The sequence below is a fragment of the Flavobacterium cerinum genome (genome assembly GCF_004028155.1).
Taxonomy (GTDB): domain Bacteria; phylum Bacteroidota; class Bacteroidia; order Flavobacteriales; family Flavobacteriaceae; genus Flavobacterium; species Flavobacterium cerinum.
The window spans coordinates 21,298-32,728 of record NZ_SBII01000011.1; the positions used below are offsets into that span (position 1 = coordinate 21,298).

The window sequence follows — 11,431 nt, forward strand, 5'->3', positions numbered from 1 at the left end:
CCATGAGCGAATGGGACGGTAAATCCAAGGGAAATCTCCTGGGGTATAAAATATTTGTATTTTGTATCAGGAATTTTGGCGTAAGAGTCTCCTATTTTGTACTGTATTTTGTTGCGACATATTACTTTCTTTTTTTAAAGAAAACCAATCAGGTTACCTTTTATTATTTTCATAACCGTTTGGGTTATACCCGCTCAAAAGCCCGAAAAATGGTTTTTATGAGCTATTATACCTTTGGGCAAACTCTGATAGATAAAACCGCAATTTCGGCAGGAATGCGAAACCGCTTTACTTATGAGTTTGACGGTATAGAACGATTATCGGCCCTTTTAGCCAATAAAACTGGTGGTGTGCTTATTAGTGCACATATTGGTAATTTTGAAATTGCCGAATATTTCCTTGCCGATCTTGATGATAACTTCCAGATCAACCTTGTAACTTCCGACATGGAGCACAGGGTGATTAAAGAATATCTTGAGAGTATTTCATCTAAATCATCGGTTAAGTTTATAATTATAAAAGATGACCTTTCTCATATCTATGAGATTAATAATGCCCTGGCCAATAACGAACTGATCTGTCTTACAGGAGATCGTTATCTGGAAGGTATTAAACACATTACCCAGCCCTTTTTAGGAGAAGATGCAAATTTTCCGGCAGGACCTTTCCTTATTGCTTCACGCCTTAAGGTGCCTGTTGTTTTTGTGTATGTAATGAAAGAGAAAAAGCTGCATTATCATTTGTATGCCCGGGAAGCAGAAGTTAAACACAGGGATGAGCAGGCGTTGCTCAAGTCGTATATAACAAGTCTTGAGTCGATGCTGAGAAAATACCCATTACAGTGGTATAATTATTTTGATTTTTGGCAGGCATTTAAAAAGAAATAATAACGCAAAGGGTTGTAGGGATATAACCGTATTTTTTATCTTTAGTGCATGGATAGCATACAGCCCGAGTTAGATACTATTATAATTGGATCCGGAGCGGGAGGTTTGGCAGCAGCAATATGCCTTGCCCGTGCAGGTCAGAAAGTACTTGTGCTTGAACAGCATTATGTGCCCGGTGGATGGTGCCATAGCTTTATGCTAAACGGGCAGCGTTTTAGCCCCGGTGTACATTATGTTGGGTTATTACATGACGGCCAGGCAACAAGTGATCTCTACAAAGGACTTGGTGTGGCAAACGACATGGTGTTTTTCAGGATGAATAAAGATGCTTTTGAGCATTGTATTATTGGCAATGAAAAATTTGACATCCCCGCGGGGTTAGATAATTTTGCTGAAAGCCTGAGTAAGCGTTTTCCGGAGAGTGAAAAACAAATAAAAAGTTACCTTTCCCTTATTACAAAAGTAAACAGCCAGATGCAGATGATGCCGAAGATTAAAGGCTTTAGGCAAATTATAACGGCACCGTTTAAAACCAAAGATTTTGTGCATAATGCTTTTTTTAGCCTTAAAAAAATCATTAACAGGCATGTAAAAGACCCAATGGTGCAGGCAGTGCTTAATGTACAGTGCGGCGATCATGGTTTACCTCCTGGAAAAGCTAGTTTTATAGTGCACAGCTCTGTTATGGGGCATTATTCTGATGGTGGATTTTACCCAATGGGCGGCGGAGGCGGTATTGTAAAGGCAATGACCAACGCTGTTAAACGCCACGGTGGTGAAGTGAAGGTAAAGATGAATGTAAAAAAAATATTGGTAGAAAATAATACCGCTCATGGGGTGCAGTTGGATACCGGAGAAATAATAAAGGCGAAACGAATAATATCGAATGCCGATCCATCGATTACTTACCTTAATCTTTTAGGGCGGGAGCATTTAAGTAAGAAGTTAGCAAAACGGCTGGATGCAACAAAATATTCTGTTACATCGCTAATTCTTTTTCTTACTGTAGATATGGACGTTACTGCTGCCGGAATTGATTCGGGCAATAATTGGGTCTTTAAAAGTGAAGATGTAGATGCACAATTTGATGATTTAATAAATAATGATATAACCGAAGGTGATGAGTTTCCGGCACTTTTTATGAGCTGCACTACATTAAAAGACCCGGTGAGTTATAATGGCAGATACCATAGTTTTGAAATTGTAACTTATGTTGATTATGCCAATTTGCCGGATTTTAAAGGAGCAGAAGATTATCATTGTGAAGATTATCAAATCTTTAAGGAAAAGGTTATAGCTAAGTTTATGAATACTGTGGAGCGGATGCTGCCAGGAGTCAGGCAAAATACTGTACAGGTGGAACTTGGTACACCAAAGACCAATCAGTTTTTTGTGAATAGCACTAATGGTAATGTATATGGGACCGAAAAAACGTTAAAGTATGTAGGTCCGTTTGCTTACAAGAATAAATCTGAAATCAATAATCTTTACCTTTGCGGTGCAAGTACACTTTCTCATGGTGTTGCAGGGGCAACATACTCAGGTATAGAAGCTGCTGCAAAAATTTTGGGATGCACAAGAGAAGACTTGCTTCAGGAAGATAAAAACCAAAGCATAAGAATATATGATGCCGAAGATCCTGCTTCGTGGCCCGATTGGGTACACGCAAAGCGTGAAGATAAGGTAAGGCATTTTAAAGAAATTGAGTTATAAAAAAGGGATACATTGCTAATGAAAAACGTTCTTGTAATATACTTTTCACAATCGGGCCAGCTGAAGGACATCGCAAAAAATATTTCGGCACCATTGTTAAACGACCCAAATGTAAATGTGGTATTTCATCAAATAGAAATGGAAAACCCGTTTCCTTTTCCGTGGAATAAAGAATTGTTTTTTGATGCTTTCCCTGAATCCTTTTTGCAGATACCGGCAAAATTAAAACCGGTGTCGCAGGAAATATTAAATGTAAAATACGATCTCATATTGTTCCATTATCAGGTGTGGTTCCTTTCACCATCTATTCCAATAAATTCATTCCTTAAAAGCCCTGAAGCAAAAATGCTACTCAATAATACTCCGGTTGTAACGATAAGCGGCAGCAGGAATATGTGGTATTTAGCACAGGAAAAAGTAAAAGCCCTGCTAAAAGAAAACGGTGCATTACTAAAAGGGAATATTGCCCTTGTAGATAGAGCTGGTAACCTTATAAGCGTTATTACCATTGTAGAATGGATGTTTAGCGGAAAGAAAACAAAACATTTAGGGATCTTTCCATTACCGGGAGTATCTGAAAAAGATATAAACGAATCGGTGAAATTTGGTGAGACTATAAAAGAGACTTTGCACAACGGTGATTTTAACGGTTTGCAGGAAAGGCTTTTGGCTCAGGATGCGGTAAAGGTTAGTCCGTACCTTGTAGCTGTAGATAAAAAAGGGAACTTTGTATTTAGTAAATGGTCTTCTTTTATCATAAAAAGGAATGAAAAACGCAGGAAACTTCTAAAGGTTTTTGTGATTTATTTGGTGTTGGCAATTTGGGTTATATCACCAATTGTATATATCTTGCACGTTCTTACTTATCCTTTTAAAATTGGTAAAAACAAAAAGACAGTAAAATATTATAAAGGCGTTGAGAGCGTATAAAAAAGCAGCGAAACAATTATGTTTGATGTTTATATAACAAGAGCGGGAAAATATTTGCCCAATGAACCGGTTTCTAACGATGAAATGGAAGGTGTTCTGGGTATGATTAATGATGCAGCATCTAAAGCGCGCAGAATTGTACTGCGCAATAATGGTATTACTTCAAGGTATTATGCTATAGATAAAGAAGGTAACGTTACCCATAATAATGCACAGCTTACCCATTTAGCTGTAGAACAGCTGTATGATAACAATTTTACTAAAAAAGATGTGGAGGTGCTTTCGTGCGGTACATCATCGCCGGATAATCTTTTTCCATCGCATGCCTCAATGGTACATGGACTTATGGACAATCAGTCGGTAGAGCTTAACTCGTCTTCGGGTGTTTGCTGTGCGGGGATGAATGCACTTAAGTACGGATACATGAGCATCAAATCGGGAAATTCTAAAAACGCAGTATGTACAGGATCAGAACGATCATCTACATGGATGCTTGCCGATAAGTTCAATAATGAGGTTATTAACCTCAAAAACCTGGAAGAACAGCCTATTATAGCGTTTAGAAAAGAATTTCTTCGCTGGATGCTGTCAGACGGGGCAGGAGCTTTCCTCTTGGAAAACAAACCAAGAGGTGACGTTTCTTTAAAGATAGAATGGATGGAGTCGTTCTCTTATGCGCATGAGCACGAAGCGTGTATGTATGCCGGAGGCGATAAGCTGGAAGATGGATCTTTACGGCCATGGCAGGATTATCCAGCAGAAGAATGGCTAAAACAATCGATATTTTCTGTAAAGCAGGATGTAAAACTGCTCGATAAATATGTACTCGACCTTGGGTCTGACAGTACAAAAATAGCACTGGACAAACATGGGGTAGATTACAGGGACGTAGATCACCTGCTGCCACACGTTTCTTCAAATTTTTTTGGTTCACGGTTGTATGATTCGCTACTGGCACGCGGTATCGATATCCCAACAGAAAAGTGGTTCTTAAACCTTAGCAGAGTAGGCAATGTAGGAGCAGCTTCTATTTATTTGATGATAGAAGAACTGATGAATTCAGGCCGACTTAAAAAAGGCGAGAAGATACTACTTATCGTTCCGGAGAGCGGAAGATTTACTTATTCTATTGCTTATTTAACCGTTTGCTAATATGGAATCGATACTGGAAAAAAGCCTTGTAGAAAACCTGATACCGCAAAAAGCACCTTTTGTGATGGTTGACAAATTGTTTTCTTTTGGAGAGAACACTATAACTGCCGGACTTACAGTAGCTGCGGATAATATTTTTGTTGAGAATAACAGGTTTAATGAATCGGGTATTGTAGAGCATATGGCACAGTCGGTTGCCTTGTATACAGGCTATCAGTATTACCTGAAAAATGAGCCTGCACCTACTGGGTACATTGGCTCAATAAAAAATGTTGAGGTACTGGAACTGCCGTTGCCGGGAGAAGAACTGGTAACAGAGGTAAATGTACTTCAGGAATTTATGGGTGTAACCCTTGTAGATATTGTTACAAAACGAAACAACATACAAATAGCCTCAAGCCAAATGAAAACGGTATTGGCTAAATAGTTCTTAATGGAGAAGGTTATAGAGATACATAATTATTTACCGCACCGTAAGCCCATGCTCATGGTCGATTTGATTATGAGTATTGGCCATGAGAGTGTAGAGACAATATTTGCTGTAAAAGAAAATAATATTTTTATAGATAACGGAGTACTAAGTGAAGCGGGTCTTATTGAGAATGCGGCACAAACCTGCTCGGCTATCGTGGCACGGTCTTATTTTGTAGATGATCAGGAGAAAGACAAACCCAATGTAGATGTTATAGGGTTTATCAGTTCGATTAAAACAATAAAAATTCATTCACTGCCTAAAACGGGTGGAGAAATTACAACCACGGCGCACCTTAGATCGAGGTTTGATACCGGTGTTTATACTACCTGCATGATGAGCTGTACAAGCTACTGCAACGGAGAATTGCTTTTAGAAGGAGAGATAAATTTATTTATTCAGGAACGATGAAAGAGAGCGAAGTACCACAGGACAAAAGTAATATTGAGTCGTTAAACATGCGCGAACTGTGCTATGCTACCGATGAAAAAGGGAACTATACCACAGCACTAAGCTCTGGCTGGGAACCTAAGACCATTGCGCTGAACAACGCACTGGAAGATATTAAAGAGCGTACAGAAGAAGCAAGACAGCAGGTAATAAACGGCGTGGCAAGTCCTGTTGTTTATTTTATGGAACTGAGTAAAATGGATATTGGTATTCTTGCCGGATATGTAGGCATGTGGCAATGGCGTATAAAAAGGCATTTTAAGCCAAAGGTTTTTGCCGGGCTTAGTGATAAGGTATTACAAAAGTATGCCACCGCTTTTTTGATTACCATAGATGAGTTTAAAAATTTTAAGGGCTGATATAATGACGACTGATTTTAAGCACCACCAATCGGCACATTGTGAGAATGGTGTAGCATCAAACTTACTTAAGCATAACGGACTGAACATAAGCGAACCCATGGTTTTTGGTATCGGTTCAGGATTGTTTTTTGTGTACCTGCCGTTTATTAAAGTAAACCATGCACCGGCATTTAGTTACCGCCCTTTGCCGGGAGCTATCTTTGGCAGGCTTGCCAAAAGATTGGGCATTAAAGTAAAAAGACAAAAATTCTCAGGACCTAAATCGGCTGGAAAAGCACTGGACGATAACCTGAAGAACAATATACCATCAGGGCTTCAGGTTGGGGTGTATAACCTTACCTATTTTCCTGAAGATTACCGCTTCCATTTTAATGCACACAACCTAGTGGTATATGGAAAAACAGAAACCGATTATCTTATTAGCGATCCGGTTATGGAAACCACAACCACGCTTACTATAGAAGAACTGGACAGAGTACGTTTTGCAAAAGGAGCCTTTGCACCAAAGGGACAAATGTATTACCCAATACACATTCCTAAAGATATCGATTTTGCAAAAGCAATTACAAAAGCAATTAAAGCTACCTGCCGCGATATGCTGGCACCTGTGCCTATTGTAGGTGTACGAGGTATAAAGTATGTCGCCAAGCAAATAAGAAAATGGCCTGTAAAACTGGGTGTTAGAAAAGCCAATCATTACCTGGCGCAAATTGTGCGTATGCAGGAAGAGATAGGTACCGGTGGTGGCGGTTTTAGATTTATATATGCTGCCTTTTTACAGGAGGCGGCTGTAGTGCTTAAAAACGATCAGTTAAAAGAACTGTCTTTTGAGATGACAGCGATAGGCGATATGTGGCGTGATTTTGCTGTTGAGGCAGGTCGTGTGTATAAAAAACGCAGCGCCAAACCCGATGTTTATAATTTACTTGCTGATCAATTAACTGCTATTGCTGAGAAGGAAGAACAATTCTTTAAAAAACTGAGAAAAGCCGTTTAAGTTATCCTGATGAACAATCCCATAATAGAAATACAATCCCTTTCCAAAAAGTACAAAGAAGCCGATTTTTTTTCGGTTAATAATTTGTCGTTGTCGGTAAACAAGGGAGAAATATTTGGTTTGCTTGGTCCTAATGGAGCCGGGAAAACCACCCTTATTTCTATGCTGTGCGGATTGATAAAACCTACATCGGGCAGTTTTACCTTGGAAGGTCTTACTTATAAAAGCAGTGCCCATGCCATTAAGAAAACCATTGGCGTAGTGCCTCAGGAATATGCGTTGTACCCAACGCTTACTGCCCGTGAGAACCTGATGTACTTTGGCAGCATGTATGGACTTAAAGGCAATGACCTAAAACAAAAAATAAACGATTCACTTGACTATCTCGGACTTATAAAATTTGCAGATAAACGTACCGATACGTTTTCGGGCGGAATGAAACGAAGGGTGAACCTGATTGCAGGAATACTGCATGAGCCTACAATATTGTTTTTAGATGAACCTACCGTTGGGGTAGATGTACATTCAAAAAATGTGATTATAGACTATCTAAAACAAATAAACCAAAAAGGGACAACCATTATATATACCTCTCATCATCTTGCTGAGGCAGAAGATCTTTGCAGTCATATCGCCATTATTGATAATGGAGCTATTTTGATACAAGGTACTCCCGGTGAGATTATTGAGATTACGCACAATGCGCATACACTCGAAGATGTATTCTTATCATTAACAGGTAAAGAGCTAAGAGATGTATAAGTTATTAATGTCCATATACAAGGAAGTTTTATTGCTAAAGCGCGATCCGGGAGGATTGGTTATCCTGTTTGTAATGCCGTTATTTTTAATAATAACCATTACGCTTATCCAGGACAGTACATTTAAAACCGCTACCGAGAGTAGGATTCCGATTCTTCTTGTTGATAATGACAAAGGTGAGGTGTCTAAAATGGTCTTGGAAAACCTTGACGGTAGCAGTTCGTTCTCGGTAATAACCAAAGATAATGGCAAGCCGATAGATGAGGCATTCGCCAAAGAAAAAGTATTTGAAGGGAAGTATCAATTAGCCATTATAATTCCCGAACAATTAAGCGCCGGACTCCAAGCCAAAGTAGATGAAAACGTAGCAAAGATAATGGAAGGTTTTGGCACTGCCGATACTCTTGCAGCTACAACTCCGATACAAAAAAATGAGCCAAAAGAAGTACGGTTGTATTTCGATCCGGCATCGCAAACCGCTTTTAAAAGTGCGGTGAAGAGTACTGTAGATAAAATGATCTCGCAAATAGAGACACGATCTATATATGATGCTTTTAGCAAGCAGTTAGGCGAAGAAAGTACTGCTGCATTTAAGCAGGAAAGCTACATTAGCTTTAAAGAAATAGTACCCATGTTTGAGAATAAAGCGATGGTGCCAAACTCTACACAACACAATGTACCGGCATGGACACTGTTTGCCATGTTTTTTATTGTGGTACCATTGTCTATAAACATTGTAAAAGAAAAAAATCAGGGCACGCAGATCAGGCTAAGAACAAATCCGGTTTCTTATGCTACGGTAATTGCGGGTAAAACCATAACCTATCTTATTATATGCATGCTGCAGTTTTACCTTATGGTTGCTGTGGGGGTGTACCTTTTCCCGCATATAGGACTCCCGGCTTTAGGGCTTAACGGGACATTTTTGCTAATGAGTGTTGTAGCACTGTTTAGCGGTTTTGCAGCAGTAGGCTTCGGTATCTTACTAGGTACACTGGCTAAAACACAGGAACAGGCAGCACCGTTTGGGTCAACATCGGTAGTAATACTGGCAGCGATAGGCGGAGTATGGGTACCTGTTTTTGCCATGCCAAAAATAATGCAGTACATTGCAAAAGCATCACCCATGAACTGGGGACTGGAGGCTTTTTATGATGTGCTTTTAAGAAATAATACATTACTGGGAATTGTACCGCAACTAGCGGCATTGTTCTTGTTTTTCATAGCTATGGTAGCTATATCACTTATTTATGATGAGAAGAAAAGAGCAGTATAAGGAAGTAGAAGCGCTAACGGTTTCTCAGGAGATTAGGGTTCGTTTTAACGAAACCGATCCGCTGGGTATTGTATGGCACGGCTACTATATTACTTATTTTGAAGATGGCCGTGAGGCATTTGGACGCAAGCATGGTATTAGTTATCTGGACGTGCACAAGTATGGTTACACAACGCCGATTGTAAAATCGGGGTGCGAACACAAACTGCCCTTGCGTTATGGCGATGTAGCAAGAATAGAAACTACAATTGTAAATACACCTGCTGCTAAAATAATTTTTAGGTTTAAAATATTTGATGGCGATAATAATCTTGCCTGTACTGGCGAAACCGTACAGGTATTTATAAATCCTGAAGGTGTAATGGTATTGAACTATCCTCCCTTTTTTGAAGAGTGGAGACGCAAAGTAGGACTGGTAGACGAATGAATGTAAAGAATGTATATATAGCCTATACCAACTGCATCACTCCCTTGGGGTTTGATGTGGATAGTAATGTGCAGGCTATTGCCAATGGTGTTTCGGGGATACGCTTACAGGAAAACAGCACGTTGATGACAGCTCCGTTCTATGCGGGTGTTATAGACAGCGACAAGCTTAATACTGCTTTTGCAGCTTTGAGCGATGCCAAGGCTACGCGACTTGAAAAAATGATGGTCCTTGCTTTGGATCCTATTATAAAAAAATCGGGGGTTGAACTGAATGCTAAAACAGCATTAATTTTATCGACTACAAAAGGGAATATAACAGTACTTAATGAAAATGCTGTTCCTGTACCAGACGCTTATCTGCATCAACTGGCACAAAACATTGTCGATTTTTTCGGATTTACCACCCAGCCTATTGTAGTGTCTAATGCCTGCGTGTCGGGTATTATGGCGGTATCTGTAGCAAAACGATTAGTACAGGCAGGTCTTTATGACAATGTGTTTGTAATAAGCGGTGATGAGGTATCGGAGTTTGTACTTTCTGGATTCAATTCCTTTCAGGCAATGAGCGATGTACCATGCAAACCGTATTCGGCAAACAGAAAAGGTGTAACACTGGGCGAAGCTGCGGCAGCTGCCTTAGTAACAATAAATAACAGCGAGGCAAAAGCAAAAATAGCCGGAGACGGATCTATTAACGATGCCAATCATATATCGGGTCCATCACGCACCGGAGAAGGACTGGTAAGAAGTATAGAAAGTGCTTTTAATGAAGCAGGAGTTACGGCTCAAAACATAGATTATATCTCGGCACACGGTACGGCAACACCGTTTAACGACGAGATGGAAGCTGTAGCGTTTAACAGGCTTGGGCTAAACGAAGTTCCGGTAAACAGCCTTAAAGGCTACTACGGACATACGCTTGGTGCATCGGGCTTATTAGAAACTGTGATAGGTTTGGAGTCGATGGCTCGGAATAAAGTATTTGCCTCTATGGGGTATGATGAACCAGGCGTTTCTCAACCTATAAATGTGCTGGCTGCAAACTTGGATACACCGGTAAATTGTTTTTTAAAAACAGCATCAGGTTTTGGGGGATGCAATACAGCAGTGGTATTTCAAAAAGTAAATAATGGCAGATAAGTATTATATAACACAACATTGTAGTATAGAAGGTAGTCGTATTTCATTTAACGGAGCGGAGTTTTTTATTGCGCCCGATACTGCCTTTGCCGATTTTGCAAAACAAGCGTATAGGCATGCAGGAATTGATTATCCTAAGTTTTTTAAAATGGATAATTTAAGCAAACTGTCCTTTTTGGCAGCCGATTTACTGCTTAAAGATACTGTGCCCGATGGCGGGAACAACACTGCGCTTTTGTTTGCCAATGCGGCATCGAGCCTGGATACTGATGTGAAATACAATGATTCTATTATAGATAAGGAAAATTATTTTCCGAGTCCTGCGGTATTTGTGTACACGCTGCCAAATATTTGTATGGGAGAAATAAGCATAAAACACAAACTCTATACAGAAAATAGTTTCTTTGTTTTTGAGGCATTTAATCCGGAATTTTTTGCTAATTATGCAGCTATTTTACTGGATACTAATAAAGCAGAAACAGTGTTATGCGGTTGGGTTGAATTTTTTAAAGACGAATATAAAGCATTTGTGTATGAGGTCGCTAAAGAAGGCAGCCTGGAACATACGGCAAAAAACATACAAACATTATACCTAAGTTAAGCATGGAAGCATTAAAACAAGAACTGAAAGAAAAGATTATAAACATCCTTAACCTGGAAGATGTTCAGATAGAAGATGTAAACGATAACGATGCGCTTTTTGGCGACGGTCTTGGACTTGACTCTATCGATGCGCTTGAGCTTATCGTGATGATGGATAAAGATTATGGAATTAAACTTGCCGATCCAAAAGAAGGTAAAGCGATATTTCAATCGATCGAAACGATGGCAAAATACATCTCAGAAAACCGTACGAAATAA

General features: G+C 39.6%; 14 protein-coding genes. All 14 read left to right on the top strand.

The genetic code is table 11. The annotated features are described in order from the left end of the window. Window positions 1-2: 2 nt before the first annotated feature. The 14 genes from EPI11_RS14465 to EPI11_RS14530 are packed head-to-tail and all read left to right on the top strand — an operon-like array spanning window position 3 to window position 11,431. On the top strand, window positions 3-887 hold the full coding sequence (locus EPI11_RS14465; protein WP_128390694.1) for an LpxL/LpxP family acyltransferase: 885 nt from the start codon (window positions 3-5) through the stop codon (window positions 885-887). Between the two features lie 48 nt (window positions 888-935). Further along, the gene (locus EPI11_RS14470; protein ID WP_128390695.1) at window positions 936-2,600 is read left to right on the top strand and encodes a phytoene desaturase family protein; all 1,665 of its coding nucleotides are present in this window, start codon (window positions 936-938) and stop codon (window positions 2,598-2,600) included. Between the two features lie 18 nt (window positions 2,601-2,618). Then, window positions 2,619-3,530 carry a dialkylrecorsinol condensing enzyme DarA gene (locus EPI11_RS14475; protein WP_128390696.1) on the top strand — a complete coding sequence of 304 codons (912 nt, stop codon included), beginning with the start codon at window positions 2,619-2,621 and terminating at the stop codon, window positions 3,528-3,530. An 18-nt stretch (window positions 3,531-3,548) separates the two neighbouring features. Then, a complete protein-coding gene (locus EPI11_RS14480) occupies window positions 3,549-4,682 on the top strand; it encodes a beta-ketoacyl-ACP synthase III (protein ID WP_128390697.1) in 1,134 nt (377 codons plus the stop codon). 1 nt (window position 4,683) lies between these two features. Then, window positions 4,684-5,109, top strand: coding sequence for a hypothetical protein (locus tag EPI11_RS14485; protein WP_128390698.1), 426 nt, complete (start codon window positions 4,684-4,686; stop codon window positions 5,107-5,109). A 6-nt stretch (window positions 5,110-5,115) separates the two neighbouring features. Beyond that, window positions 5,116-5,565 (top strand): ABC transporter permease, encoded by a 450-nt coding sequence (locus tag EPI11_RS14490; protein WP_128390699.1) that lies wholly within the window; start codon window positions 5,116-5,118, stop codon window positions 5,563-5,565. After that, window positions 5,562-5,963 carry a hypothetical protein gene (locus EPI11_RS14495; protein WP_128390700.1) on the top strand — a complete coding sequence of 134 codons (402 nt, stop codon included), beginning with the start codon at window positions 5,562-5,564 and terminating at the stop codon, window positions 5,961-5,963. Before EPI11_RS14490 ends, EPI11_RS14495 begins: the two co-directional genes overlap by 4 nt. Before the next feature lie 4 nt (window positions 5,964-5,967). Then, the gene (locus tag EPI11_RS14500) at window positions 5,968-6,963 is read left to right on the top strand and encodes a BtrH N-terminal domain-containing protein (RefSeq protein WP_128390812.1); all 996 of its coding nucleotides are present in this window, start codon (window positions 5,968-5,970) and stop codon (window positions 6,961-6,963) included. 9 nt (window positions 6,964-6,972) lie between these two features. Continuing rightward, complete coding sequence (locus tag EPI11_RS14505) at window positions 6,973-7,725, top strand: ABC transporter ATP-binding protein (RefSeq protein ID WP_128390701.1); 753 nt, start codon at window positions 6,973-6,975, stop codon at window positions 7,723-7,725. After that, window positions 7,718-9,001: an ABC transporter permease gene (locus tag EPI11_RS14510; protein ID WP_164879182.1), complete on the top strand. Its 1,284-nt coding sequence runs from the start codon at window positions 7,718-7,720 to the stop codon at window positions 8,999-9,001. The genes EPI11_RS14505 and EPI11_RS14510 overlap by 8 nt, the downstream gene beginning before the upstream one ends. Continuing rightward, window positions 8,976-9,428, top strand: coding sequence for an acyl-CoA thioesterase (locus EPI11_RS14515; protein WP_128390702.1), 453 nt, complete (start codon window positions 8,976-8,978; stop codon window positions 9,426-9,428). Before EPI11_RS14510 ends, EPI11_RS14515 begins: the two co-directional genes overlap by 26 nt. Continuing rightward, entirely contained in the window at window positions 9,425-10,570 is a 1,146-nt protein-coding gene (locus EPI11_RS14520; protein WP_128390703.1) for a beta-ketoacyl synthase N-terminal-like domain-containing protein, read from the top strand. Before EPI11_RS14515 ends, EPI11_RS14520 begins: the two co-directional genes overlap by 4 nt. Then, window positions 10,560-11,171 (top strand): 3-oxoacyl-ACP synthase, encoded by a 612-nt coding sequence (locus EPI11_RS14525; RefSeq protein WP_394343650.1) that lies wholly within the window; start codon window positions 10,560-10,562, stop codon window positions 11,169-11,171. The genes EPI11_RS14520 and EPI11_RS14525 overlap by 11 nt, the downstream gene beginning before the upstream one ends. A 2-nt stretch (window positions 11,172-11,173) precedes the next feature. Continuing rightward, window positions 11,174-11,431: a phosphopantetheine-binding protein gene (locus EPI11_RS14530; RefSeq protein ID WP_128390705.1), complete on the top strand. Its 258-nt coding sequence runs from the start codon at window positions 11,174-11,176 to the stop codon at window positions 11,429-11,431.

Excerpts from the sequence above, each read along its gene's own strand:
- EPI11_RS14465 (WP_128390694.1), top strand. The coding sequence starts at position 3 with ATGAGCGAATGGGACGGTAAATCCAAGGGAAATCTCCTGGGGTATAAA.
- EPI11_RS14470 (WP_128390695.1), top strand. The coding sequence starts at position 936 with ATGGATAGCATACAGCCCGAGTTAGATACTATTATAATTGGATCCGGA.
- EPI11_RS14475 (WP_128390696.1), top strand. The coding sequence starts at position 2,619 with ATGAAAAACGTTCTTGTAATATACTTTTCACAATCGGGCCAGCTGAAG.
- EPI11_RS14480 (WP_128390697.1), top strand. The coding sequence starts at position 3,549 with ATGTTTGATGTTTATATAACAAGAGCGGGAAAATATTTGCCCAATGAA.
- EPI11_RS14485 (WP_128390698.1), top strand. The coding sequence starts at position 4,684 with ATGGAATCGATACTGGAAAAAAGCCTTGTAGAAAACCTGATACCGCAA.
- EPI11_RS14490 (WP_128390699.1), top strand. The coding sequence starts at position 5,116 with ATGGAGAAGGTTATAGAGATACATAATTATTTACCGCACCGTAAGCCC.
- EPI11_RS14495 (WP_128390700.1), top strand. The coding sequence starts at position 5,562 with ATGAAAGAGAGCGAAGTACCACAGGACAAAAGTAATATTGAGTCGTTA.
- EPI11_RS14500 (WP_128390812.1), top strand. The coding sequence starts at position 5,968 with ATGACGACTGATTTTAAGCACCACCAATCGGCACATTGTGAGAATGGT.
- EPI11_RS14505 (WP_128390701.1), top strand. The coding sequence starts at position 6,973 with ATGAACAATCCCATAATAGAAATACAATCCCTTTCCAAAAAGTACAAA.
- EPI11_RS14510 (WP_164879182.1), top strand. The coding sequence starts at position 7,718 with ATGTATAAGTTATTAATGTCCATATACAAGGAAGTTTTATTGCTAAAG.
- EPI11_RS14515 (WP_128390702.1), top strand. The coding sequence starts at position 8,976 with ATGATGAGAAGAAAAGAGCAGTATAAGGAAGTAGAAGCGCTAACGGTT.
- EPI11_RS14520 (WP_128390703.1), top strand. The coding sequence starts at position 9,425 with ATGAATGTAAAGAATGTATATATAGCCTATACCAACTGCATCACTCCC.
- EPI11_RS14525 (WP_394343650.1), top strand. The coding sequence starts at position 10,560 with ATGGCAGATAAGTATTATATAACACAACATTGTAGTATAGAAGGTAGT.
- EPI11_RS14530 (WP_128390705.1), top strand. The coding sequence starts at position 11,174 with ATGGAAGCATTAAAACAAGAACTGAAAGAAAAGATTATAAACATCCTT.